Source organism: Helicobacter sp. MIT 21-1697 (assembly GCF_026241255.1).
GTDB lineage: Bacteria > Campylobacterota > Campylobacteria > Campylobacterales > Helicobacteraceae > Helicobacter_C.
In genome coordinates this window covers 42,295-65,908 of record NZ_JAPHNC010000005.1, presented here as the reverse complement: position 1 = coordinate 65,908, position 23,614 = coordinate 42,295, and the positions used below count along the sequence as shown (strand labels likewise).

26 protein-coding genes are annotated in these 23,614 nt (G+C 36.4%); 3 read left to right on the top strand and 23 right to left on the bottom strand.

Annotated elements, in window-relative coordinates; all coding sequences use genetic code 11:
- From OQH61_RS06035 to OQH61_RS05925, 23 genes are all read right to left on the bottom strand, one after another.
- Window positions 1–1,578 (bottom strand): NADH-quinone oxidoreductase subunit M, encoded by a 1,578-nt coding sequence (locus tag OQH61_RS06035; RefSeq protein WP_266026460.1) that lies wholly within the window; start codon window positions 1,576–1,578, stop codon window positions 1–3.
- On the bottom strand, window positions 1,575–3,452 hold the full coding sequence (gene nuoL, locus OQH61_RS06030; protein WP_266026458.1) for an NADH-quinone oxidoreductase subunit L: 1,878 nt from the start codon (window positions 3,450–3,452) through the stop codon (window positions 1,575–1,577). Before nuoL ends, OQH61_RS06035 begins: the two co-directional genes overlap by 4 nt.
- 2 nt (window positions 3,453–3,454) lie before the next feature.
- Window positions 3,455–3,757, bottom strand: a complete 303-nt coding sequence (nuoK, locus tag OQH61_RS06025; protein WP_266026456.1) for an NADH-quinone oxidoreductase subunit NuoK — start codon at window positions 3,755–3,757, stop codon at window positions 3,455–3,457.
- Window positions 3,754–4,275: an NADH-quinone oxidoreductase subunit J gene (locus OQH61_RS06020; protein WP_266026455.1), complete on the bottom strand. Its 522-nt coding sequence runs from the start codon at window positions 4,273–4,275 to the stop codon at window positions 3,754–3,756. The genes nuoK and OQH61_RS06020 overlap by 4 nt, the downstream gene beginning before the upstream one ends.
- On the bottom strand, window positions 4,268–4,900 hold the full coding sequence (gene nuoI / locus OQH61_RS06015; RefSeq protein ID WP_266026453.1) for an NADH-quinone oxidoreductase subunit NuoI: 633 nt from the start codon (window positions 4,898–4,900) through the stop codon (window positions 4,268–4,270). The genes OQH61_RS06020 and nuoI overlap by 8 nt, the downstream gene beginning before the upstream one ends.
- 8 nt (window positions 4,901–4,908) lie before the next feature.
- Window positions 4,909–5,907, bottom strand: coding sequence for an NADH-quinone oxidoreductase subunit NuoH (gene nuoH / locus OQH61_RS06010; RefSeq protein WP_266026452.1), 999 nt, complete (start codon window positions 5,905–5,907; stop codon window positions 4,909–4,911).
- On the bottom strand, window positions 5,904–8,372 hold the full coding sequence (locus OQH61_RS06005; protein WP_266026451.1) for an NADH-quinone oxidoreductase subunit G: 2,469 nt from the start codon (window positions 8,370–8,372) through the stop codon (window positions 5,904–5,906). Before OQH61_RS06005 ends, nuoH begins: the two co-directional genes overlap by 4 nt.
- Entirely contained in the window at window positions 8,369–9,190 is an 822-nt protein-coding gene (locus OQH61_RS06000; RefSeq protein ID WP_266026449.1) for a hypothetical protein, read from the bottom strand. The genes OQH61_RS06005 and OQH61_RS06000 overlap by 4 nt, the downstream gene beginning before the upstream one ends.
- Window positions 9,187–9,417, bottom strand: coding sequence for an NADH-ubiquinone oxidoreductase subunit E family protein (locus OQH61_RS05995; RefSeq protein WP_266026448.1), 231 nt, complete (start codon window positions 9,415–9,417; stop codon window positions 9,187–9,189). The genes OQH61_RS06000 and OQH61_RS05995 overlap by 4 nt, the downstream gene beginning before the upstream one ends.
- 9 nt (window positions 9,418–9,426) lie before the next feature.
- Window positions 9,427–10,656 (bottom strand): NADH dehydrogenase (quinone) subunit D, encoded by a 1,230-nt coding sequence (nuoD, locus tag OQH61_RS05990; RefSeq protein WP_266026446.1) that lies wholly within the window; start codon window positions 10,654–10,656, stop codon window positions 9,427–9,429.
- Window positions 10,653–11,396, bottom strand: a complete 744-nt coding sequence (locus OQH61_RS05985) for an NADH-quinone oxidoreductase subunit C (RefSeq protein WP_266026445.1) — start codon at window positions 11,394–11,396, stop codon at window positions 10,653–10,655. The genes nuoD and OQH61_RS05985 overlap by 4 nt, the downstream gene beginning before the upstream one ends.
- Window positions 11,397–11,415: 19 nt before the next feature.
- Complete coding sequence (locus OQH61_RS05980; protein WP_266026444.1) at window positions 11,416–11,925, bottom strand: NuoB/complex I 20 kDa subunit family protein; 510 nt, start codon at window positions 11,923–11,925, stop codon at window positions 11,416–11,418.
- Complete coding sequence (locus tag OQH61_RS05975) at window positions 11,907–12,311, bottom strand: NAD(P)H-quinone oxidoreductase subunit 3 (RefSeq protein ID WP_266026443.1); 405 nt, start codon at window positions 12,309–12,311, stop codon at window positions 11,907–11,909. The genes OQH61_RS05980 and OQH61_RS05975 overlap by 19 nt, the downstream gene beginning before the upstream one ends.
- A 128-nt stretch (window positions 12,312–12,439) precedes the next feature.
- Window positions 12,440–13,156, bottom strand: coding sequence for a YebC/PmpR family DNA-binding transcriptional regulator (locus OQH61_RS05970; protein ID WP_266026442.1), 717 nt, complete (start codon window positions 13,154–13,156; stop codon window positions 12,440–12,442).
- 123 nt (window positions 13,157–13,279) lie between these two features.
- Window positions 13,280–14,257, bottom strand: a complete 978-nt coding sequence (gene hemB, locus OQH61_RS05965; RefSeq protein ID WP_266026441.1) for a porphobilinogen synthase — start codon at window positions 14,255–14,257, stop codon at window positions 13,280–13,282.
- A 10-nt stretch (window positions 14,258–14,267) separates the two neighbouring features.
- On the bottom strand, window positions 14,268–15,527 hold the full coding sequence (locus OQH61_RS05960) for an ArsS family sensor histidine kinase (RefSeq protein ID WP_266026440.1): 1,260 nt from the start codon (window positions 15,525–15,527) through the stop codon (window positions 14,268–14,270).
- 14 nt (window positions 15,528–15,541) lie between these two features.
- On the bottom strand, window positions 15,542–16,222 hold the full coding sequence (locus OQH61_RS05955) for a response regulator transcription factor (RefSeq protein ID WP_041309139.1): 681 nt from the start codon (window positions 16,220–16,222) through the stop codon (window positions 15,542–15,544).
- A gap of 409 nt (window positions 16,223–16,631) precedes the next feature.
- On the bottom strand, window positions 16,632–16,979 hold the full coding sequence (locus tag OQH61_RS05950; protein WP_266026438.1) for a CiaD-like domain-containing protein: 348 nt from the start codon (window positions 16,977–16,979) through the stop codon (window positions 16,632–16,634).
- Window positions 16,961–17,224, bottom strand: coding sequence for a tetratricopeptide repeat protein (locus tag OQH61_RS05945; RefSeq protein ID WP_266026435.1), 264 nt, complete (start codon window positions 17,222–17,224; stop codon window positions 16,961–16,963). The genes OQH61_RS05950 and OQH61_RS05945 overlap by 19 nt, the downstream gene beginning before the upstream one ends.
- 68 nt (window positions 17,225–17,292) lie before the next feature.
- Window positions 17,293–18,102, bottom strand: coding sequence for a tRNA 2-thiocytidine biosynthesis TtcA family protein (locus OQH61_RS05940; RefSeq protein WP_266026433.1), 810 nt, complete (start codon window positions 18,100–18,102; stop codon window positions 17,293–17,295).
- Window positions 18,092–18,397 carry a hypothetical protein gene (locus tag OQH61_RS05935; protein WP_266026432.1) on the bottom strand — a complete coding sequence of 102 codons (306 nt, stop codon included), beginning with the start codon at window positions 18,395–18,397 and terminating at the stop codon, window positions 18,092–18,094. The genes OQH61_RS05940 and OQH61_RS05935 overlap by 11 nt, the downstream gene beginning before the upstream one ends.
- A 4-nt stretch (window positions 18,398–18,401) precedes the next feature.
- Window positions 18,402–19,733: an MFS transporter gene (locus OQH61_RS05930; protein ID WP_266026430.1), complete on the bottom strand. Its 1,332-nt coding sequence runs from the start codon at window positions 19,731–19,733 to the stop codon at window positions 18,402–18,404.
- Between the two features lie 19 nt (window positions 19,734–19,752).
- The gene (locus OQH61_RS05925; protein ID WP_266026428.1) at window positions 19,753–20,286 is read right to left on the bottom strand and encodes a peptidylprolyl isomerase; all 534 of its coding nucleotides are present in this window, start codon (window positions 20,284–20,286) and stop codon (window positions 19,753–19,755) included.
- Window positions 20,287–20,429: 143 nt separating this feature from the next.
- Between OQH61_RS05925 and OQH61_RS05920 the strand changes: the two genes are divergently transcribed.
- From OQH61_RS05920 to purC, 3 genes are all read left to right on the top strand, one after another.
- Window positions 20,430–21,392 carry a hypothetical protein gene (locus tag OQH61_RS05920; protein ID WP_266026427.1) on the top strand — a complete coding sequence of 321 codons (963 nt, stop codon included), beginning with the start codon at window positions 20,430–20,432 and terminating at the stop codon, window positions 21,390–21,392.
- A 163-nt stretch (window positions 21,393–21,555) separates the two neighbouring features.
- Window positions 21,556–22,887 carry a S41 family peptidase gene (locus OQH61_RS05915; protein WP_266026426.1) on the top strand — a complete coding sequence of 444 codons (1,332 nt, stop codon included), beginning with the start codon at window positions 21,556–21,558 and terminating at the stop codon, window positions 22,885–22,887.
- A 15-nt stretch (window positions 22,888–22,902) separates the two neighbouring features.
- Window positions 22,903–23,613: a phosphoribosylaminoimidazolesuccinocarboxamide synthase gene (gene purC, locus OQH61_RS05910; RefSeq protein WP_266026425.1), complete on the top strand. Its 711-nt coding sequence runs from the start codon at window positions 22,903–22,905 to the stop codon at window positions 23,611–23,613.
- Window position 23,614 lies beyond the last annotated feature (1 nt).

The window sequence follows — 23,614 nt, the reverse complement described above, 5'->3', positions numbered from 1 at the left end:
TTAATCTCCTACTTTTGGGATAATAAGCACCCCTTCATCATCAAAATCTTGGGGCAATTCAAGGGGAGGGTAAGCAAAATCTTCTAGGGTATTAACAGGAGTATTAGGGTTAGATTCTGAAATTTTAAGCCCAATGGCTTGAGAGAGTATTTCTGTGCTTGTGCTAATAGGGTTAAGCAGTGGTTTTGGATACACACCAAGCCATACAATAAGTATCACCACAGGTATGAAAACAACCTTTTCTCTTGAATCTAAATCTTTCAAGCTCATAAATTTGGGTAGAGCAACACCAAAAAAAACTTTTTTGAAGCAGACTAACATATAAATAGCACCGACAAAAAAGCTGCTTCCTGCAAGAAAAGCCATAATAGGATTGACTTGGAAGAAACCATAGAGACAAAGCACTTCGCCTACAAAGCCCATTGTAAGGGGTAGTCCTAAGGAACACATCATTACAATACCAAAGATAGTGCTAAATTGGGGCATTGAATGAGCTAAGCCTTGCACCTGTTCCATTTGTCTTGTTTGTACGCGTTCGTAAAACACGCCTATGAGCAAGAAGAGTGTAGCTACAACTACGCCGTGAGATACCATAAAAAATACTGCTCCACTTAATCCCTCTGTGTTGAGTGAAAAAATACCAAGCACGATAACTCCCATATGCGAAATAGAACCATAAGCAAGGAGAGTTTTAATATCTTTTTGTGCATAAGCGAGCATTGCTCCATAAATGACCATAAAAACACATATAATACTTATAAAAATGCCAATATTACTGCTTATATCGGGGAAAAGAGGTAATACAAAACGCAAAAGTGCGTAAGTTCCCATTTTGCTCAATACGCCAGAAAGCAGTGCAGAGCCGATAATAGGTGCTTGAGTATAAGCGTATGGTTGCCAAGAATGAAGCGGAAAAAGTGGAATTTTCACTGCTGTGCCGATGAAAAAAGCTGCAAAAAGCCATTTTTGTATATCTGTATCAAGTGAGAGCTGATACCAATCAGTGAGGCTAAAGCTCCATACACCCATAATAAGTGCGTATTGGTAAGCATAATATAGGATTCCCACAAGCATAATGAGCGAAGCTCCAAAAGTGTAGAGAAAATATTTGATTGAAGCATAGATTTTATTTTCACTGCCCCATACGCCAAGTATGTAAAGCACAGGCAAAAGTGAAAGCTCCCAAAAAATGTAAAATAGTATTACATCAAGCGCACTAAACACTCCCATTACGATGCTTTCAAGGAATAATACTGCAATAACAAGAGAGGTTTTGATATGTTTAAAAAAGTAAAGTGCGAGCAGTGTAATAAGGGCATTAAGTGCAAGGAGAAAGAGTGAGATACCATCAATGCCGATATAATAGCTTATGCCATAGGAAGCAATAAGTTCATAGCGGGTAAAAAATTGAAGTCCTCCGTAATTGACATTAAATTCACTCCAAAGCAAAATAACAAAAAGCAATTCAAGGGCAGAAGCAATAATGGCAAAAATGCGACTATTTTCACCTTTGAGCACAAATAAAAGGAGTGCGGCAAATGCTGGAAAAAATATAACAATACTTAAGAGATAATTCATAACTGCCTCCACATAAAATAAACAGCGCATACAAGTAGCAAAATGCAAAGTCCTAAAGTCATAAGGCGCATCATACGCGTAAGCGAACCATTTTGGAATGATGAAAATGTAGCACCTAGCATTTTTATATAGTGCATTAGAGAATCTACGAACATATCAATGCAGCCAAGTTCAATTTTTTGCCACAAGAAATGAGCACATTTTTCATAGGGTTTGATAAGTATTGTTTCATAGAGTTTGGGGATATAATAGTGGTTGCTTAAGATTTTGTATATAAAGGTGCTTTCCCAAAAAGGCGAGAATCCTCCCCTAGCATATTTGATAATGCTAAAGAGAGCTACAAGGCAAACAAATCCTAGTGTTGCACCAATAAGGAGGATATGTGTTTGATGAGGGATAGAGAGTGTTACAGGGGGCAAAAAGCTACTTAAGAAATGTTCAAGCACTCCACCCATTCCAGCAACAATAGCTAAGATGGCTAAAGGAAGCATAGAAAGGAGCATATAAGGATAAGCTTCGTGGGGATTGTCGTGATGTCTTTTTTTGACAAAAAATACGAGCATAAGAAGCCTAAAACTATAAAATGCCGTAAATAAAGCACTTATAAAGAGTGTAGCCCATATAAAGAGATGATTATTGAAGGCAACTTCTAAAATTAAATCTTTAGAGAAAAAGCCTGCAAAGGGATAGATTCCTGCAAGAGCCACTGAAGCAATACTCATCATAACCATTGTCCATCGCAGAGGTTTGTATAAAGCACCCATTTTGCTAATATCAAGTTTATCGTCCATAGCGTGCATTACATTACCTGCCCCAAGGAAGAGTAAGGCTTTGAAAAATGCGTGTGTAATAAGGTGAAAAAGTGCTATCCAATATGCTCCAAGCCCTGCAGCCACAAACATATATCCAAGTTGCGAGAGTGTGGAGTAAGCAATGACGCGTTTTAAGTCTTTATTTACAAGTGCCATACTTGCGCCGAAAAATGCTACAAATGCTCCAAGTGAAGCAATAAAGAATCCTACATCAGGTATCATTTGGTAAAGTGGGTGCGCACGCACAACTAAATATACGCCAGCAGTTACCATAGTTGCTGCGTGTATGAGAGCAGATACGGGTGTTGGTCCTTCCATTGCATCAGCAAGCCAAGTGTGAAAGGGGAATTGTGCGGATTTGCCCATAGCACCTACAAAAAGCAATGCGCCAATCCAGAGCAATATGCTTATATCAAAATTATTTGATTCTAAGGATAGGAATACTTCCTCATATTTCAAACTTTCGCAATGATAGGCAATAAGGAATATGCCAATAATTAAAGCAAGGTCAGCGATTCTATTTGCTACAAATGCTTCAATGGAGGCAAAATTTGCCTTAGGGCGTTCATACCAAAATCCTACAAGTAAGTAAGAACATAATCCTACTCCCTCCCAGCCAGCAAAAAGTCCAAGAAAATTATCACTCATCACAAGGAGCATCATTGAGAATACAAAGGCACTTAAATAGCTAAAATAGCGGTTAAATCCTGCATCGTGTTTCATATAACCAATAGAATAAATATGCACCATTGCAGATACAAGACTTACAACAAGCATCATACTCACACTTATCGTATCAATCATAAAGCCAAATGAACTATAAAAACTACCTGCTTCAATCCAATCTAACAAGTCAATGTGAATCACTACACCAGAGCTATATATCTCTAAAAAGAGAATACAAGAAGCCAATAGGGAGAAAAAAAGCAATATTGTGGGAACAAGACCTGCAAATAAACACTTTTTTTTATGTCCAAATAAAGCGGCAAAAAATGCCCCAATAAGTGGCGCAAATAGCGCAATATATACCATTTGAATAAGCATTTCACTTGAGAATCTCATATTTATCCTTTAAGATTTTGAAGTGTGGTAATATCAAGCGTACGATGCTTTTTATACCAAATAACAACAAGCCCTAATCCAACAGCAATTTCTGATGCTGCAATAGCAATGATAAAAAGTGCAAAAATCTCACCATTTAAATCATTGAGATATGAACCTATGGCAACAAAGCCAATATTAATGGCATTGAGCAAAATTTCGGTTGAGAAAAATAGCATTAAGATATTGCTTCGTCTTAAAATACCAAACAGCCCTATGCAAAAAAGTATTGCGCATAGCAATAAATAATGATTGAGGCTAATCATTGCTCACTCCTTTTAATGCTTAATATAATCCCAACAACCATTGCCACAAGCAGCATAAATGCCGCTATTTCAAAGGGAATGAGATATTTAGTAAAGATGACATAACCAATCATTTGGATATTATTCATCTCTGTGATGTTGAGTAGATTTTGAGAATCTGCAACTACTTCAAGATTACTTCCAAGCAATGGCATACCAAATATACATACAAGCACCAATGCTATGCCAAAGCATAATATGCAAACTATCCATTCATTTTTATGAGATTCTATAATATCCTTAGAAGTGTCAAAAAACATCATTGCAAATGCGTAAAGTGCTACAACAGAGCCACTATACACAATAATTTGCACCACACCCAAAAATTCTGCATCAAGCACAAAGAATATCCCAGAGATAAAAATCATACCACTTGCAAGAGCTGTCATTGCATAAAGAATACGCTTTGAGGTAACTACAATAAGAAAACTTACAATGCATAATGTGCTAAAAAGATAAAATGTAATAGCTTCAAACATTTGTATTCTCCTGTGGTGCAGATTCTAAAGGTATTTGAGAATCTTTGCAATAACTCAAAGGCACTTTTTTTACGCGTTCATCAGCATTCATAGAGATAGAGCCAAATCCACCAAATTCAAGGAGTGAAGATTTGTGTTCAAGGAGTTGAGGTTTAAAGCCAAAAAAAGCTCTTTGTGTGCTTGCGTTTTCAACCAAATCTCCATGCACAATAGCAAGTTCGGGGCAAACTTCAGCGCAAAGCCCACAATAAATGCAGCGTCCAAAATTAATACTATAATTGAGAATCTTTTTGCGTCCATCATCTCCTTTGTCGGTAATAATACGAATGCAGTTGCTTGTGCAGATTTTTTCGCATAACCCACAACCAATGCAACGTTCATTTTCAGATTCTAAAAGGCGTTGAAGCTTATGGATAGCCCTATATCTTGGGCTTAAAGGAGCGCTTTCAAGAGGATAGTGTATAGTAACTTTTGATGAAAAAAATGCTCCAAGTGCAGTTTTTAAACCGCTGAATAAATCAAGACTAAAAGTTGTTTTGAGTGTAATTATTACACGTGCAAGAAAAGATTGTTTGTCGCGGTTAATGCGAGGAGTTAAAAGACGATAATCATTGTGCAATTTCATTTGCTCTCCTAGAATAGTAAAATACAGCCCGTGATAAGCACATTAAGCAATGCAAGAGGCAACATAATTTTCCAGCACATACGCATAAGTTGGTCGGGTCGCACGTGGGGGAAAGTAGCCCTTACCCACATAAATAAGAAAATAAAGAAGCATACTTTAAGCAAAATAGCAATTCCACCCGGGATAAAGCCCCAATCATTGAATCCGCCACAAAAAACAAGGCTTAAGATAAAGGCAGTGGCAAACATATTAGCATATTCGCCAATGAAGAACATACCCCATTTTAAACCGCTATATTCTGTCGCAAATCCTGCTGTAAGCTCGGCTTCGTGCTCTAGCAAATCAAAAGGTGTGCGGTTAAGCTCTACATAGGCTGCAATGATAAATAGCACAAATGCAAGAGGTTGCTTAAAAATAAGCCAATCAAGCATACTGCCTTGTTGATAATTGTTAATATCTACAAGCGAGAGAGATTCTATAATCATAAGGGGTGCGAGGAGAGAGAGTATAGTAATAACCTCAAAGCTTAAAAATTGTATAGCAGCTCTAGCCCCACCAATGAGAGACCATTTATTCCCTGAACTCAATCCTGCAAGAAGCGGTGCATAAATCCCACAAGAGCCTACGGCAAGCACAAAGAGAATCCCCACATTAATATCAGCAATAATTGGGCGCACGACATAGCCAAAAATCTCAAATTCAGGTAAAAAAGGTATAGGTGCCATAGCAATAAATGCTGTAATAGCAGCGATTGATGGCGCAAGAATAAAAATAGGTTTAATAGCATTTTGAGGGATAATATCTTCTTTTGTAAAGAGCTTGATTCCATCAGCAACCACTTGTAACAATCCATAAGGTCCTACATAGTTTGGTCCAATACGTCTTTGGAAGAATCCAAGCACTTTGCGTTCTAAATAAGTGCCAAAACCTGCAAGCGCGGAGAATATGAGCAAGACAATAATAATTTTTAATACACATTCAATAATGCCACCTGTTAATTCACTCATACTTGCTCCTTATGTGAAATATGCACATTAGTCCATTGATTTGAGGAAAAAATCTTATCTGCACCGCTAAGCATAGGATTGATAAGGAAGTAAGGCTCATTGAGATGATAGTCAATAAATACAGCCCCACTTATATTGTGTTGAGAATCTGAAAGCGTGATATATTCCCCCTCATTTAATCCAAGCTCTTCTAAGAAAGTAGGACTGACATAAATACCTATTTTATTTTGTAAATGCTTGCTCATAGCGGTATAGGTGTTAAATTGTGATGGAGAGTGCAGCATATAGGCGTTATAAGTTTTATATGTAGGAAGTGTGAGTGCGTGAGAATCTTCAGGTGCAAGAGGCGTGAGGGCAAGATTCTTGAAGCGGTAGCCACGCATATTTGTGCCATCATTTAAAAATTTATTTTCAAAATCATCAAACTCGCACCCACAAATAAGGCTTGTATAGTCAATGAGATAATCACCTTTCATATCAAAGGCTTTGGCAATATCACTTAAGTCATAGCCAACAAAGGGTAGGGCAGGTTTGAGAGGTAAGATTCTACAATCAATATTTGTATAAGTGCCCTCCATTTGATTGAGTGCAGGAAGGATAAAATGAGGTGTGCTATCTGAAGTTTTGTGAAGTTCATCATCTGCAATAAAGTTAGATTCACAAATAAAATCACCCTTATCGCGGAATCCAATAGTGAAGCCTGCGTTTTGGACAGGACTTAAATCACAAATCATTGCCAAACCTAGTGCATTGGCAAATGGCGGAATAAGGAGCACTTTAAGTATGTTTTCGCGCTCCAAGATACCAAGTATTTGTGCGAGAATCCTAGATTCGGTATGTTGATATATGTCAGAGCCAAGTATGAGGAGCGGTGGAGTTTTAAGCATATCTTTTAAAACAATGAAATGTTCTGCACTTATATGGGCATCAAGAAGAGCTTGATATACGCTTTCTTCTTGTATTTCCTCAATGGTTTGTGTGATTTCTTGGCTCACTTCCTCGCCAGCGTCATTGGTGGTTGTGATAGTCTTTTTTACTTCTTTATTGATAGATTTTTTAATTGTATGCTTGCTTTGTAAGAGGGGTTTTAACATATCGGTAAGTTCTGTATTTTCAGTTTGTATTTTTTTTTCCTCTAGTGCCGCAAGAGCAATGCTTCCAACAGCTATCCCTAATGCATCAGGGTGATAAGCAATAGTTGTTAGGTTTTTGCTTAAAGATTGCATAAGGCTATCATTGAGCGGATGCATATAAACTGCTTGCGAACCTTTAACAAGCTTTAATTTATTATTCAACATATATCGTAGCGTTGGCACTTGATAATTGATTGCACTTCCTAATACAATAACAGATTGGGATTGTTTAAAATCATCAAGATGATTGAGTGTAGTTTTTTGAGCGTATGTGAGAAAAGCATTGATAAAGTTTTTAAAATATAAGGCTTCTTGATTGTGAAGTCGGAGATTGAGAGATTTAGCAAGATGATTAAGCACAAACGCCTCTTCATTGCTTGTTTGATTCCCTACATTAATGGCTTGAGCTTTTTTGAATGCTTCAATAGCAGATTGTAGATTTTGTGTAGGTTTGGTGCTAGAAGTAATATCATAAGCATATCGTCCAGCCCCACAGATAGGATTAAAATAAAAATCATTTTTTACACGATAAATATGAGGTGTGCCAAGTGTATCATTATGGCGGACTTCATAGGTAATCTTGCACCCCATAGCGCAGTGGATACAAGTAGATTCTATTTTTTTAAGTTCCCACGCATTCGCTTTATATTTAAAATCATTTGTGCTTAAAGCACCAACAGGGCATACGCTGATACATTCTCCACAATCAAAACAAGGCGTATTACCCACAAATTCAATAAGTGCTTTTTGTTTTCTTGACCATACGCTTAGAGCATCTTTTGGCATTTTTTCTTTCCATAATGCTGCATCAAGTGGCTCTAAATCTGCTTTTTGCGCTTTAAGATTCGCTTCGCCTAGATTGTCCTTACAAGTTGTTGCACAGCGCTCACACATAATACATAAATTAGGGTCATATACAGCTTTTGCCCACGATTTGTGTGGTTTATCACTTTCTTTTATGCTGTATTGTTGGTTTGTAACATTCATTTTAAGTGTGTAGTTTTGTAATTCGCATTCGCCACTTTTATCGCATACGCCACATTGAAGTGGGTGATTGACATCATAGCTTTGCATAATAGCATTGCGTTCTTCATTGATTTCGGGTGTATGTGTCAGTATATTCATACCCTCTTTAGCTTTGGTATTACAAGAATAATTGCGTTTGCCATCAACATCTATCATACAGAGTTTGCAAGCCATTGTTGGAGAACAGCCCGAAAGATAACAAATTGCAGGTATCTCAATCCCTTCTCTACGGGCTATTTGCAAGATGCTTTCACCCTCAACACAAGAGACATTTTGATGATTGATTGTGATAGTAATTTTGCTCATAATATTACCTCTACTTTTTTGTAAGGATAGCCTATATCTTGAGTTTTTGGCATATATAAAAGTGCGATTGTTCCTTTTAAGGTGCTATCATATTCACAGCTTGTAGGAATGTGTTGAGATTCAAATTTAAGCACAACTTTTTGTTGGTTATTAAGTTTGAGTGCAGGTGCAAAAAGTGGCGGTGTTTTGAGAATGGGCATTGATATATTTGAGGGAAGGATATAAATAAAATGTCCATTTGATTCTGGAAGCTCCTCACATACACTAAGTGTAGTATTTTCTATATGTGTGCTATGAGGCATAATGGGATTTTTAAGTTGAGGCATAATAAACTCTATTTTATTGCTTGTGCCAAGTATGCCTAAAACTAGAGCAATATCTTGCGTGTGTGGGTGCGTGGCTAATTCTTCTCCCAATACTATGCCAACAGAGCTAGAAGAACACAAAATTTCTCTTATTTGCTCTAATTCCTCTTCAGAGAGGTTGGTTTCTGAAGAGAGGAAGCCTACATCAAGATTTTTAAGTTTGTCTTTAAGCTTACTTATGTTGTCGCTTTGTTTTTTTAATAAGGGGGCAAGAATATAGGCTAAAAGCCATACTACACCAAATTCTGTGCCAATTTCATAACGCAATGTGTGAGATTGTGATGATGGATTGCAAGGTGCAAAGAGTGGATGCAAAATAAAAAGCGGTGTATTTGGGTTTTTAAGCGGTTTTTGCCATAGATAGCCAAAACTAATAAGTAATGCACAATTTGATACATCTGTTTGAATAGGTTTTTGAGCAATATTTGCGATAAGTTGAGCAAAAGCTGTCATTGCTTGCTCCTTCTTACCACAATGCTCCAATCTACTTCATTAAAACGCAAACTATTAAGAAGTTCATCGCCGCGATTTAAAATGCAATCAATAGCTTTTTGCACATTGTCAAATTTCCGCACTTCAAAGAGAAAAATTGCCACCTCTCCACAAGGGAGCTCCTCACATAACTCATTCATTCTTTGTTCAAAATTATCAGCAAGATGGCGTAAGTCATATCGTCTCATAACATTCCTTTACCTATCTACTTCACCAAAAACAACATTGGTTGAGCCAAGTATTGTTGGAATATCAGCAAGATAGTGTCCTACTAAAAGCTCTTGTAATGCGCCTGTATGATGAAAACTTGGAGTTCTAATTTTAAGACGATGAGGAGAAGGAGCACCTTGCGAATTAATAAAGAATCCAAGCTCACCTTTGGGAGATTCTGTTGGGACATAAACCTCTCCCACAGGAGGGCGCATACCTTGCGTTACAAGCACGAAGTGTTGCATAAGAGAATAATTTTGTGTCATAATATCTTCTTTGGGAGCAGAGATATAACGCGCATCTCTTGCCATAATATCCGTAGGTGTGTGAGGATACATTGCAATAAGTTGCTTGATGATTTTAATAGATTCATAAATTTCTTCAATATAAAGCTGATAGCGCGCATAACAATCACCCTCTGTTGCAATAGGCACTTCAAAATCAAGCTCTGAATAGAGTTCATAAGAATTGTGTTTGCGTATATCCCATTTAATGCCACTTCCTCTTGCCATAATCCCACTCAAACTCCATTGTTTAACAAAATCTTGTGAAATATAACCAACATTTTCAAGGCGAATACGCCAAATTCTATTTTTATCTAGTAATCCACGCACTAAATCAAGTGTTTTGGGCACACTATGTGTGAATTTTTCTACACTTTCAAGAAAGCTATGTGGTAAATCAAGCGGAACACCTCCAATGCGAATGGCATTATGCGTAAGTCTCGCTCCACAATAATCTTCCATTAAATCTAATCCATATTCGCGTTCAATAAAGCAATATAAAAAGATGGATAATGCACCCACGTCCATACCATGTACACCAAGAAAAAAGATATGGGAAATAATACGATTGATCTCTAAGAGCATAGTGCGTATGACTTGTGCGCGCAAAGGAATCTCAACGCCTATAAGCTTTTCTACTCCAAGCGCAAAAGCATAGTTATTGCTTGTTGCAGCAATATAATCAAGTCTATCAGTTGTTGGCATAAATTCATTATAAATCATATTTTCAGCCATTTTTTCTATACCGCGATGAAGGTAACCAATATCTGGTGTGGCTTTAATGATTTTTTCATTTTCTAATTCAAGAATCAGTCTTAATTGTCCGTGCGCCGAAGGGTGCTGTGGTCCAAAGTTAAGAATCATCTTGTCATTTTCTTGCTCAAAAAATATATTTTCAAAATTAGGTTTGAGTTTTGTGTAATTTTGTTTCATCTGCGTTTCTCAAGCTTTTTGGTAGTTTTAAAAGATTTAATCAGCATAGGAGCATTTTCTTCTTGATAGCGAGATTCAAAATTTACAGGAGAGAAATTTTTATCATCATCTTTGTCAATTCTAGCACTATCTCTTTGCTCCGCTCCGATAATTTCGCGATAAGATTTGCCAAAAATTTTATCTACTTCATACCACGCAGCATATTCATCACCTTGTAAGGGATAGGATTTGAGCAATGGGTGTCCTACCCAATCCTTTGGCATAATCAGTCTTTGGAGATAGGGGTGTCCATTGAAAATGATGCCAAACATATCATAGCATTCTCTCTCGCTCCAATTTGCGCTTTTAAAAAGTGGCGTAAGCGAAGAAATCCGCTGTCCTTTCTTAATTTTAGTCTTAATTTTAAGACGTTTAGAGATTGTATCTTCAAGCTTAAGCAAAAGGTAGAAAAGCTCAAATTCATTAGATTCTTCTAAATTATCAATAGCACTCATTTCAGTAAGAATCTCATAACCTAGAGAATGAAGTTCTTTCACAAGTGCAAAGATATGAGTAGATTCTACCCAAAGTGTAGCTAAATCATTTTGCATATAGCTTTGGACAATCGGAGTGGTAATGGTATTTAATTCAGATTCAAAGCCTACGAGCGTGGATTTTGGAGAAGTGGGTGCAACATCAAAACGATGAGTGTAATAAACACTTTTTTGAGCATTTGTTTTGGGAGGATTCTGTCGTATCATACTTTATCCTTTAAGTTGCTCATACAAGCCGCTTTGGCGTAAGATGAGGTAGGGCTTTTTGCCTACGAATCTTTTGCTGAAGCACCATTATGGCATATTGTAATGTCTCTGGGCGCGGCGCACAGCCGGGTAAATAAATATCCACAGGTATGATTCTATCTACACCTTGCACTGTGGCATAGGTATTAAACATTCCACCTGTATTTGCGCAGCTTCCCATAGAAATAACCCATTTGGGTTCTGGCATTTGGTCATAAAGACGGCGGACAAATTCAGCGTGTTTTTTTGTAACAGTGCCTGAAACAATCATTAAATCAGATTGACGAGGTGAGGCACGAAAAATTGAACCAAATCTATCAAGGTCAAAGCGACTGCCACCTGTTGCCATCATTTCAATGGCACAACACGCCAAACCATAAGTTACTCCCCAAAGCGAATTGCTTCTGCTCCAGTTAAGAAGTTTATCAACACTACTCAAAACAATAGGTAAGCCATTACTTTGAGTATAATTTACTTGATGCTCTGCCATGAAAATGCTCCTTTTTTCCACGCATAAATAAACCCTACAAGCAAAAAACCAATGAAACTGAGCATTTCAAAAAATACAAAATTTCCAAGTCCAATATGTGTAAAGAGTTTAAAATCAATCGCCCAAGGCACCATAAAAATCACTTCAATATCAAAGAGAACAAACAAAAGCGCGAAAATAAAAAAGTGTGTAGAAATTCTATTTTGCTGTTTAGTGGGGGTAGGACCACATTCATAAGTAGAAAGTTTGAGTTTTTCCCTATCTTTTTTAGCAAGTTTCCTTGAAATAATGCGTTGCAAACGAAGAGTGAGAGTAAAAGCAACACAGGTTAGCACAAACAATATAAACACACCAAAGTAAGGGTGCTCAAATGTAGAATGGCTCATTTTATTCCCTTTTTGTTGTAAAGCTTAAAATAACCAAATTATAATGTTAGATTCTAAAAAACACCACTTTTGGTAAAAAAATATTTTACAAATACACAAGTCAAGTTACTTTTTTACCCTTAATTTATTTATTCAATGTTTGTATAAACTGCTTGAACATCGTCATCATCTTCAATTTTATCAAGGAGTTTTTCAATCTCTTGCATTTGTGTTTCATTAAGGCTGATGGGCGAAGTTGGGATTCTCTGCAATGTAGCTTTTGAGATAGGAACATTTAAATGTTCAAATCCCTCATTCAAACGTCCAAAATCTTTATAATCTCCATAGGCAATATAATAGATGCCCTCTTCACTTTTTATACTTTCTAATTCCTCAAGTCCATAATCAATAAGTTCCAATTCTAGCTCTTCTATATTTCTATCTGTGCGAAATTCAAATGCACTCTTGCGTGCAAACATAAAATCAATAGAACCATTGGTAAGAATACTTGCATTGGGGGTTTTGTTGAAATAACTTTTAATATTTGCAATAGTTCGCGTGGGATTGTCTGTTGTGCATTCAATAAAAATCAGCACTCCATAAGCAGCCTTGCCTTCATAGGTGATTTCGCTAAAGATGCCATCTTTGCCACTAGCGCGTTTAATAGCTGCGTCAATATTATCTTTTGGCATATTTTGCGCTTTAGCATTGGCGATGGCTGTGCGCAGTTTAGCATTCATTGCTGGGTCTGCTCCCCCCTCTTTGGCTGCAACGGTGATAGCTTTTGCAAGTTTGGGAAAAACTTTGCTCATTTTGTCCCATCGTTTTTCTTTTGCTGCTCGGCGGTATTCAAATGCTCGTCCCATATTTACAAAATCCTTTGTTTAGAATCTAAAATTTGTATTATAGCCAAAGCGCGGCTTTATATGCAATGTTTTGCTTGGACAGTGCGGCAAGCCTAGATTCTATACGCTAGCCATAGAATCATTTTATTGGAATCTATGCAATATTTGCGCCACTTCTTTGGTATGATAGCTGATAATAATATCTGCACCTGCGCGTTTAAATCCTGTGAGTGTCTCAAATAATACTCTTTCATAATCAATAAGTCCTGCTTTTTGGGCATATTTGAGCATAGCATATTCGCCACTGACATTATATACAGCTAAAGGTAGTAGGGTGCGGTCGCGAATATCACGTACAATATCTAAATATGCGAGCGCAGGCTTTACCATAAGAATATCCGCTCCCTCCGCTTCATCTGTTAGACTTTCTAAAATTGCCTCTCTACGATTTGCAGGGTCTTGTTGATAAGAGTTTCTATCGCCAAAACTTGGGGCAGAATTTGCTGCATCACGAAAAGGTCCATAATAGCCACTTGCAAATTTTGTTGAATAGCTCATAATAGGTATGTGGCTAAAACCGCTTTTATCTAAATATATGCGGATTGTTTCTACCATACCATCCATCATCGCACTTGGTGCTATCATAGCTGCTCCGCAAGTAGCAAGCACTACGGCTTGTTGTCCGAGAATCTCAAGCGTTGCATCATTATTTACACTGCCAAGATTGTGGTCTAAAATACCACAATGTCCGTGGTCTGTATATTCGCAAAAGCATAAATCAAGTGTAACTATCATCTGCGGAAATTGTTTTTTAATGGCTTTTGTCGCTCGTGCAATGATACTTTTATCACTTAAAGCTTCGCTTCCGCAAGAATCTTTGTGTGTAGGCAAACCAAAGAGTATGATATGATAAATGCCTAATTTGAGTAGTTCTTCGCATTCTTTGAGGAGATTATCAATGCTAAACTGATACACTTGGGGCATAGAGGGAATCTCATTTTTAACATCTTTGCCCTCAATGACAAAAAGCGGGTAGATAAAATCTTCTTTATCAAGTCGTGTCTCCCTGACCAATGCTCGCATAGGTGCTTTTAATCGTGTGCGTTTTAATCGTCTAAACATAGATTCTCCTCTACTTTGGTTTTTTATCAACAAGGCAATAGTTTTCCACTACGCAATGATGAATAATAAAAATATTATAGCCATTTTCGTGTTTATAACTTAGATTAAAACCTTGATTATCAAGAGTATTTTTAATGATATACATACCAAGCCCGAAGCCTTGTGAAGAAGGGTTTTTGTGATTTTTGAAATAAGGTTTAAAATAGGTTTTAAGCTCGTATTGGAGTGGCTCACCTTGAGAGCTTGTATAAAGCCTATCGTTTTTTGTATATACTGATACTTTACCATCACTGCTGTATTTAATGGCATTATCAAGAAGATTTTTAAGCGCAATGACAAAGAGGTCAAAATCCGCCTTAATAAGCGCGTGAGGAGAATTGAGTGTGATAGGGCTAGATTCATCAATAAGGAGCATATCTTCTGTATGACTAATGAGGTCTTGGAGCAAAAATTCTTGTTTATTGGGTTGATAGTTTTTAGAAGTAATTTGTTCAAGCTTTGCGAATTCATTAATAAGCTCATTGAGACGCGTAAATGCCGAGCAAAGCTGTTGTTTTTGTGTAGAATCTTGCACCATTTCTGCAACAATGCGTCCTTTAGTAATAGGAGTTTTAAGCTCGTGCATAATTGAGCGTAAAAGGAGGCTGCGAGATTCATTCAGGGATTTAATCTTATTTGAAGCTTTATAAAATTCGTGATAAAGTTCCCCGATTTCATCTTTGGTATTTTGTTCATATTGAGTATTGAAATTACCTTCTGCAAATTGTTTGACTTGTCCTTTAAGAATCTTAAGAGGCATAAGGCTTTTAAGCACGATGAAAAATACAAAGGTAAGCAATATAATACCAATGAGGGTAATAATATAAAAATCTTCATAAAGCTTACGCGAATCATCTTTATAAAGGATAGTTTCATTCTGACTTTCAAGAAGAATATAGATACCATTTTGTGTATTGATTGCTTTTGCAAATACCCCGCTAAAGTCTTCTGGAAGTTTGCCTACTTCTTGGAGAACCTCTTTTATTTTTTCTTCTTCTGCTGGCACAAATTGCATACTTTGAAGATATTGTTTAATAATATTGATGTTTCCACCATATTGCATAATTTCATTAATTGTAGCTGTAAATTGTTTGTAGCGAAATTCAGAGAGGAGATTCTCATTTTCAATATGGTCTTGAATAAAATAATAAGAAATTGCAAAAAAACCAAATAAGGCACATAGAAATAAAATGACAATTTTAAAAAAAATTGAATGCCGAAATTGAAACATAGAATCTCACTATTTTATGTTTCAAGTTTATAGCCCACACCCCGCACAGAGATAATATATTGTGGGTTTTTTGGATTTTCTTCAATTTTGGAACGTAAGCGCCCAATGATGACATCAATACTTTTATTTGAGCTTTCTGGATTAATTGATTCAGATTCTATTGCAATGGCTTCGCGCGAGAATACGTGCCCCTTTTTGCTAATAAGTAATGTAAGAATCTCATATTCTGCACGCGTAAGTTCAAGTTTTTTCTCTTTGAAAAAAACTTGGCGACTGTATTTGTCAATTCTAAATACGCTATCTTTTTCCTTATCCTGTTCTTTAACGCTTTTTTTATTACAACGTCTAAGCAGAGTTTGGATTCTCACAACAAGTTCTTTTGGGTCATAAGGCTTTGAAATATAATCATCTGCTCCAGATTTGAGTGCTTCAACTTTATCATCAACATCACTTCGCGCAGAAGATACAATAATAGGAATACTATTTTGCTTTGCTACACGCTTACATACTTCTAAGCCATCAAGATTGGGCAAAGTCAAATCAAGAAGGAGAATGTCAAAATGTTTGGCATTAACTGCGCTCATACCTGTATAAGGTTCATCATAATTGGTAACATTCATATCATATTGCCCAAGATAACTTGTTATAATTTCTGCTAATTCCACATCATCTTCAATCATTAAAACTTCTAACATAGTCCAAACCTTTGTGTAATGTAGTCTATTAAGGTATTAAAAATGGGGATTGTATAATAAGAAACTTGTTAGATAGCTTAAGAGCTTTTATTGAGGCGAGATTCTATACATAAAGTAATATTCTTAAGAGGAAATATTGTAACTTATTTCAAAAACAAATGCGGAGGAGACGCCGCTAAAGTGGGGGACTTTAGCGGTATCAATAAAGGTTTGGTTATCGGTAAATGCCTTGAGGAAACAAGGAGGAAGTTGGAGGGGGATAACCTCCTTTTGAGACGGCATTTACATATGGGTTAATCCATCACCTCGCCCTATCTCATTCGGGTCAAAGGCTAAGAAGCATTGTAAAGGGCGATATTAAACAAAAAATTAACAATAGGGTAAAAATTTTACAGATTTTGTATAATTTTTACCTTTTAAGGTCATTTAATCGCTCTTGTATAACACTAAGTTGATATTCAAGGAAATTTATTGTGATATTGAGACGAGATTGTATATCTTTATTTTGCGGGGCATTCAAGCCTTCAAAAAGCACTAAAAGTCGTTCTTGGAGTAATTCTAAAAATTCATATTCTTCGTGTAGAGATTCGTTACTTTGATGAAGTCTTTGAATTGTAGAGAGCTGTGAGGGCATAATGGGCGTAATTTTACTTTCATTTGGATTTGTAATTTGAATCTGTGTGAGATTATGCTCTTGTGGTGCGTCATTTGTTGAAAATTCATTGAGTGTTTCAAGTATTAAATCTTTGAGTTCCATTGGAGTAGCCACCTTTGAAATTGGATTAAATCCTCCTCGGATTGAGGATTGATAAAAAGCTCTTTTTGAATCTGATTTGTCGGAGGAAAATGTTTTTGGACAAGCATTAAACGTTTGATTGCCATTTGGGCTTCTTTGTTTTCAGGGTGCTCTAAGAGGATTTCACGATAAATTTTAAGCGCATCTTCTTTAAGTCCTTGTATCTCATAGATTCTTGCAAGGGCGATTGATTTAATGCTTTCCATACATTTAACTCCTTAAGTTGAGTTTGGATTCTATAATGAATTTGTTTGTAAATACTTTAAAAAGTGTGTCATTTTGTAGTATCAAGATAGCGTTTGTCGCAAAAGCTTCCTGTGTGGATATTGCTAAAAGCATTTTTAAGAGATTTGAAAAACTCTGGATTTTGGGATTCTATATTTTTGAGAAATTGTTTTGTAGATTCCCTACTATGTGGTTTTTTATCAGAATCTAGCCAATGAATGGGGCAATTACAATCAGGTGCGATATAAATATGATTACTTGCAATAAAATCAATTATTTGTCGCTCTCGCACAAAAATGAGTGGGCGGATAACTTCTAAACCATTTTGCGCACGATATATCGGTGGCATAGAGCGCATTGCTCCATTATAAGTAAGATTCATAAAAAAACTCTCTGCTGCATCATCAAGATGATGTGCAAGAGCAAGTTTATTAAATCCTCCCTCTAGTGCTTTGCTATACAAAGCGCCGCGTCTCATACGAGAGCAAAAGCTACAATAAATTGTGCCCTCTCTTTTGTTTTCTTCTAATATTTTATAAATATCTGTGCGGTAGAGTTCATAGGTAATTCCTAATTTTTCACAATATTCAAAAATATATTCATACTCGCCACCTCTGCCATAATCAATCGTCATAGCTTTAAACTCAAATTGAAAGGGAGCGTGTTTTTGCATATGGGCTAATAATGTAGCAAGTAGGATAGAATCTTTACCTCCGCTTAGCCCTAAGAGCACCCTATCACCTTCTTTGATGAGTTGATATTGGGCGTTTGTTTTTCCAACGATACTCAGAATCTTTTTGCTTATCGTAGGCATTTGGCAGAGATTCTCTTTTTGAGTTTGGAGAGGATTATTTGTCATTTTGATTTTTGTCTTCTTTTGGGAATCTAATTTCTATATAATCTTTGCTTCCATCTTGTGTCTCTATTCTTCTTATTGTTTCATACTTGTCATTGTCTTCTTGTGTGTTATTTGCTTTATCGGTATGTGTATTCCCTCTGTTTATAATCGTCTCTCCATCGTCTAAAACCCAACTTCCACTCCTTAAATAATTGTCCTTTCGCGAACGCGTGAAGTAATCTCTATTTTGATAGATTAAAAACAATAAATACCCTCCCATTACAGAAGCAACAATGATTTTTTCGTATAGCTCCATTTTATTATCCTTTATGCAAGAGAGATAGAATCTGCTCTTTTTGTATCAGTGTATCATCGTATTTGATAATAGCAATATGCTCATTTTGATTGATATACCATTCAATCACACCTTCAAGTGTATCAAGATTTGTAAGTTGGTTGAGAGCATCTCCTTTTTCATCAAGAGGGAGATAAATATTTTTATGATTGCGTGGATTGCTCAAAAAAACTATGAGTAATACTACCCATATGATACATACCGCCGCAATAATAAGTGAAAGTTTAAAAAGCCCTATTTCTTCATAGAGCCAACCTCCACACATACCGCCAAGAGCCGAGCCAACATAACCAAGTGTGGTAAAGATACCAAGTGCTGCACCTTTTTGATGAGCCTTTGGATAACGACTTGCTAGAGATTGCATAATAGGTTCGTGAATAGCAAAACCTATAAAAAATATTAATACTCCCGATGCAAAGAGTATAAGGCTATTTTGTGGGATAGAAAAAGCCATTAAAAAATATGAAAACATAAAAGCACAAATGCCAAAAAGCATTACGGCTTTGAATTGTCCTTTTTTTTGCGCAAATACTGATGAGGGACCCATAGCAAAAACACCTATAAGTGCTGCGGGAGCGTAAATATACCATAGTTTTTCTTCAGGCATATCAAATTGATGAGTAAGTGCAAGACTGATACACACAAAAGCAAAAATCATTAAAAACTTTTGTAAAAATGCACTCAGATTCATAATAAGGAGATTTTTATCTTTGAGCAGGGCATTGAATGTATTGTCTTGAAAGTGGTATTTTACACTTGGTGTATTAGGCACTTTCCAATAAAGGATAATAAGAGAAATCACACAAAGTGCACTTGTGATAAAAAAGAGAGTATTGAGCCCATAATGGCTTGCGACAATAGGGCTTAAGAGCATAGCAAGGATAAAGCTAATAAAAATACCTGCACCCATAACTGCCATAGCTTTATTGCGCTCTTCTTCTTTGACTAAATCAGCAATTTGTGCGCTTACTACGCCTCCAATCGCTCCAACACCTTGTAAGAATCGCCCAATGATAAGCATAGTAATGTCGGTAGAAAATGCACATACAAGCGAGCCAAGCAAAAAGATAATTAAACCAATGCCGACAATATGTTTGCGATTGTATTTATCGCTCCATATACCAAAGGGTGTTTGAAAGATGATTTGTGTAAGCGCATATCCTCCAGCTGCTAATCCAGCAAGAAATGCACTCGTATGAAACTCATCAGTATAAAGCCCAATAATAGGCAGCACAATAAAAAGTCCAAAAAATCGCAAACTTGAAATAAGTGCAAGAGGAAAAATTTGTTTTATCATTGCTATTCTTTTTTTTAGTTTAATCTGTAATATCTTGAAGAGATTCATAAATTGTAATAGATTCTATAAGACAGCCTTCCTTAATTTTATCAAGCACTTCAAAGCTTTGAGAATCTTGTCTGTCAATGCCACCAAAAATTGTGTGTTCCCCATCAAGATGAGGTTGTGGTGTAAAGCAGATAAAAAACTGACTGCCACCTGTATCTCGCCCAGCGTGAGCCATAGAGAGCGCACCTCTAACGTGTCTATGTTTATTGTTGCTTAACTCACATTGAATGCGCCACCCCGGTCCTCCTGTTCCATTGCCCACAGGACAGCCACCTTGAGCAACAAAATTTGGAATAACGCGATGAAAGGTGAGTCCATTATAGAATCCACCTTGAGCCAAAGTGGCAAAATTAGTAACACTTTGCGGCGCAGCTTCGCTAAAAAGCTTTAGTTTTATTGCACCAATAGATTCACCATTTGGTGTAGCAACCTTGATAAGGGCATAACTGAGCTTTGCCAACTCTTCTTTTTTAATCTCGTATATTTTGAACTCTTCACGAAACATATATTCTCCTTAGGTTTAAAATGGTAGTTGCCATATAATTTATTTTGAAGCCAAGCAACAAAGAAAGCATTTGGCATAAATAAAAAAGTCTAGCTATTTTACCGATATTAATTTAATAATTTTCCAATAAAAAGGTAGGATAAGTGTTAAGACAGAGTGTGATTTTTATCGCTCTATGGGGCATTGTATGTGTAGGGTATGTAAGCGCACTGAATGCTTCAGAAGATTCTGTAAAAGAGGTAATGGAGGGTTATGAAAGCCCTCAAAAATTGTTTATGAATCTGGATAAAACTCAAAATGATGATAATAAAAAAAAATCCAAGAGTGTTCAAAAAATACGCCCACAAGATATGAAGTTGCCATTGCTTCCTCAATGGATTTATAGTACAGGGATTGTAGAAACTTCTTTTACCGATGGTTCTTTTAAGCGTGGATTGGGGACATTGCTAAAAAATGGTTTATACCTTACTTCATCAGAGATTATTTATAATGGCAAAATTATGCCTAAAAAAATATATGTCAAAATGCAAGATGATATAAGCACGAATATGATGTGTGTTTCGCAGCTAAGTATTAAAGCACTTGATTTAGATTTGGGACTTGCTCTTTTGAAGGTTTCTCAACCAGTAGATGGTTATTGTCAAGTGCGCACCAAAAGTTATTATCACGATAGAATCTATAAGCGATTTGGTGTAGATATATTTGCTTCATATCGTGCGATTACGCCACATACCAAAGCGTATTATCCTTATCTTGATAATATGTATGTTTTTACTCCTCAAAGTTTGATGCTTGAAAAACTTGCAACATATTATGATTTTGATAAAAGAAAAAAACGAATATATGGTTTTGAAATAGAGCGCGATGCTTATGAGGAATTTACTTATGGAAGAGCATTTTATGATGAAAAAGGCATATTTTTAGGCATTATGAGCAGAGTAGGGATAGGATATTTGCCTGTATTTGTGAATCGCAATGTAATACAGAATTTCATCTGTGATGTGCAAGATAAAGAAATGATTGATGATAGTTTTGTAAATCGCTCGTGCCAAAAGCTCAATAGACAACATTTTTTCGCAGATAGGGCGGATAGTATAAGTTTTTAAACAAAATCCATAATATTGCATACTAGATTCCATAAATGGAGTAGATTTTGCTTATTTTTGTTTTGTTGGAGATATATATATTTTTTATAGGTAGAATATATACTTTGTAATTACAACCTAAAAAAATATATCTACAGGAATTTTATATCACAAAGGCAGGGCAATGATGAATAAATCGCGTGTGGTTGTAGCAGGTATTATTGTTTCTTTGCTTGCGAGTTCGGCTTTATTTGTGGGATTATGGGCTGATGAATCTCACAAAGCCAAGCCGAAAGTGCAAGAAGTCAATAAGCTAGAATCTTTCAAGAAACTTCGCCGTATTATGGCGATAGTAGAAGAGTCTTATGTTGATGAATTGAGCCTTGATGAGATTGTCAATAAGGCAATAGATGGATTATTAAGCAATCTTGATGCACATTCAAATTACCTGAATAAAAAGAAATTTGATGATTTGCGCGCCAATATTGATGGTGAGTTTGGTGGCATTGGTATCACGGTGGGTTTAAAAGATGGTGCTTTAACAATCATTGCTCCTGTTGATGGTACACCCGGAGATAAAGCAGGGTTAAAAAGTGGCGATGTCATCGTGAAAGTGAATGATAAAAGCACTATTGATATGAGTATTGATGATGCAGTGAATCTTATGCGTGGCGCGCCACGTACCAAAGTGGAGCTCACTATTGTGCGTAAGGGCGAAGCAAAGCCTCTAAGTTTTAACATTGTCCGAGATATTATTAAAATGGATTTTGTAAAAGTGCGTAAGATTCAAGATACTGATTTTGCGTATGTACGTGTAGCATCATTTGATAAAAATGTAACGCGGAATGTATTAAACTCGCTCAAACAAATGGGTAAAGTAAAGGGTATTGTGCTTGATTTGCGTAATAATCCCGGTGGAGCACTTGATCAAGCAGTTGATTTGAGTAGATTATTTATTAAAAATGGTGTGATTGTTACTCAAAAAGGGCGCAATAAAAATGACAATATTGAATATAAAGCAACAAGCGCTCCTTATGCTTCTGTGCCCATTGTTGTGCTTATTAATGGTGGAAGTGCAAGTGCAAGTGAAATTGTCGCTGGTGCATTGCAAGACCATAAACGCGCAGTTCTTATTGGAGAGCAAACATTTGGTAAGGGAAGCGTGCAGACATTTATGCAGCTTGATCAAAATGAGGGCTTAAAACTCACGACTGCCAAATATTATTTGCCAAGTGGAAGGACGATTCAAGCAATAGGTGTAACGCCTGATATTATAGTGTATCCGGGTGCAGCACCAGAGAATGAAAATAGTTTTAGCATTAAAGAATCTGATTTAAAAAGACATCTTCAAGGTGAGCTTGAGAAAGTTAATGAACAAAATACAAAGACAGAAACCCCAAGTGATGATAAAAAAAATATTACTCAAGCAATGATTTATCAAGATATTCAGCTTAAAAGTGCGATTGATGTGCTTAAAGCGTGGGGTGTGATTGGTGCTTTGAAACTAAGTAAATGATAAGGAGTTGAGTAAATGGAAAAACAAGAAATGTTATATGAAGGCAAAGGTAAAAAACTCTTTGCCACCGATGATGAACATATTGTAATTGCAGAATTTAAAGATGATTTAACAGCTTTTAATGCAGAGAAAAAGGGTAAAGAATCAGGCAAAGGTGAGCTAAATTGCCAAATTAGTTCAGCTCTTTTTGAGCTTTTGGCACAGCATAATATCGCAACACATTATATCAAGCGCCTAAATATGCGTGATATGTTGTGTAAAAAAGTAACTATTATTCCTATTGAAGTGGTTGTGCGCAATATTGCTACTGGTTCTCTTACAAAACGTTTGGGAATAAGCGAAGGAAGCATTCTTCCACATACGCTTGTTGAATTTTATTATAAAGATGATGCGCTTGGCGACCCATTAATTAATGATGAGCATTGTAAGATTCTAGGCATTATTCAAGAGCAATCTCAACTAGAGCTACTCAAAGCTCAAGCCCGTCAAATCAATGAAGTATTAAAAGCATTTTTTGATAAAAAAGGTTTGCGGCTTGTTGATTTTAAGCTTGAATTTGGACACGATAATGCTGGGAATATTATACTTGCTGATGAAATCAGCCCCGATAGTTGCCGTCTATGGGATAAACAAACAAATCAGAAGCTTGATAAAGACAGATTCAGAGAGAATCTAGGTAGCGTAAAAGTTGCCTATGAAGAAGTGTTGCGGCGGATTTTAGCATAGA

What these genes read in the sequence shown, in the direction of transcription:
- OQH61_RS06035 (WP_266026460.1), bottom strand. Translation starts at nt 1,578, where the DNA reads ATGAATTATCTCTTAAGTATTGTTATATTTTTTCCAGCATTTGCCGCA.
- nuoL (WP_266026458.1), bottom strand. Translation starts at nt 3,452, where the DNA reads ATGAGATTCTCAAGTGAAATGCTTATTCAAATGGTATATATTGCGCTA.
- nuoK (WP_266026456.1), bottom strand. Translation starts at nt 3,757, where the DNA reads ATGATTAGCCTCAATCATTATTTATTGCTATGCGCAATACTTTTTTGC.
- OQH61_RS06020 (WP_266026455.1), bottom strand. Translation starts at nt 4,275, where the DNA reads ATGTTTGAAGCTATTACATTTTATCTTTTTAGCACATTATGCATTGTA.
- nuoI (WP_266026453.1), bottom strand. Translation starts at nt 4,900, where the DNA reads ATGAAATTGCACAATGATTATCGTCTTTTAACTCCTCGCATTAACCGC.
- nuoH (WP_266026452.1), bottom strand. Translation starts at nt 5,907, where the DNA reads ATGAGTGAATTAACAGGTGGCATTATTGAATGTGTATTAAAAATTATT.
- OQH61_RS06005 (WP_266026451.1), bottom strand. Translation starts at nt 8,372, where the DNA reads ATGAGCAAAATTACTATCACAATCAATCATCAAAATGTCTCTTGTGTT.
- OQH61_RS06000 (WP_266026449.1), bottom strand. Translation starts at nt 9,190, where the DNA reads ATGACAGCTTTTGCTCAACTTATCGCAAATATTGCTCAAAAACCTATT.
- OQH61_RS05995 (WP_266026448.1), bottom strand. Translation starts at nt 9,417, where the DNA reads ATGAGACGATATGACTTACGCCATCTTGCTGATAATTTTGAACAAAGA.
- nuoD (WP_266026446.1), bottom strand. Translation starts at nt 10,656, where the DNA reads ATGAAACAAAATTACACAAAACTCAAACCTAATTTTGAAAATATATTT.
- OQH61_RS05985 (WP_266026445.1), bottom strand. Translation starts at nt 11,396, where the DNA reads ATGATACGACAGAATCCTCCCAAAACAAATGCTCAAAAAAGTGTTTAT.
- OQH61_RS05980 (WP_266026444.1), bottom strand. Translation starts at nt 11,925, where the DNA reads ATGGCAGAGCATCAAGTAAATTATACTCAAAGTAATGGCTTACCTATT.
- OQH61_RS05975 (WP_266026443.1), bottom strand. Translation starts at nt 12,311, where the DNA reads ATGAGCCATTCTACATTTGAGCACCCTTACTTTGGTGTGTTTATATTG.
- OQH61_RS05970 (WP_266026442.1), bottom strand. Translation starts at nt 13,156, where the DNA reads ATGGGACGAGCATTTGAATACCGCCGAGCAGCAAAAGAAAAACGATGG.
- hemB (WP_266026441.1), bottom strand. Translation starts at nt 14,257, where the DNA reads ATGTTTAGACGATTAAAACGCACACGATTAAAAGCACCTATGCGAGCA.
- OQH61_RS05960 (WP_266026440.1), bottom strand. Translation starts at nt 15,527, where the DNA reads ATGTTTCAATTTCGGCATTCAATTTTTTTTAAAATTGTCATTTTATTT.
- OQH61_RS05955 (WP_041309139.1), bottom strand. Translation starts at nt 16,222, where the DNA reads ATGTTAGAAGTTTTAATGATTGAAGATGATGTGGAATTAGCAGAAATT.
- OQH61_RS05950 (WP_266026438.1), bottom strand. Translation starts at nt 16,979, where the DNA reads ATGGAACTCAAAGATTTAATACTTGAAACACTCAATGAATTTTCAACA.
- OQH61_RS05945 (WP_266026435.1), bottom strand. Translation starts at nt 17,224, where the DNA reads ATGGAAAGCATTAAATCAATCGCCCTTGCAAGAATCTATGAGATACAA.
- OQH61_RS05940 (WP_266026433.1), bottom strand. Translation starts at nt 18,102, where the DNA reads ATGACAAATAATCCTCTCCAAACTCAAAAAGAGAATCTCTGCCAAATG.
- OQH61_RS05935 (WP_266026432.1), bottom strand. Translation starts at nt 18,397, where the DNA reads ATGGAGCTATACGAAAAAATCATTGTTGCTTCTGTAATGGGAGGGTAT.
- OQH61_RS05930 (WP_266026430.1), bottom strand. Translation starts at nt 19,733, where the DNA reads ATGATAAAACAAATTTTTCCTCTTGCACTTATTTCAAGTTTGCGATTT.
- OQH61_RS05925 (WP_266026428.1), bottom strand. Translation starts at nt 20,286, where the DNA reads ATGTTTCGTGAAGAGTTCAAAATATACGAGATTAAAAAAGAAGAGTTG.
- OQH61_RS05915 (WP_266026426.1), top strand. Translation starts at nt 21,556, where the DNA reads ATGATGAATAAATCGCGTGTGGTTGTAGCAGGTATTATTGTTTCTTTG.
- purC (WP_266026425.1), top strand. Translation starts at nt 22,903, where the DNA reads ATGGAAAAACAAGAAATGTTATATGAAGGCAAAGGTAAAAAACTCTTT.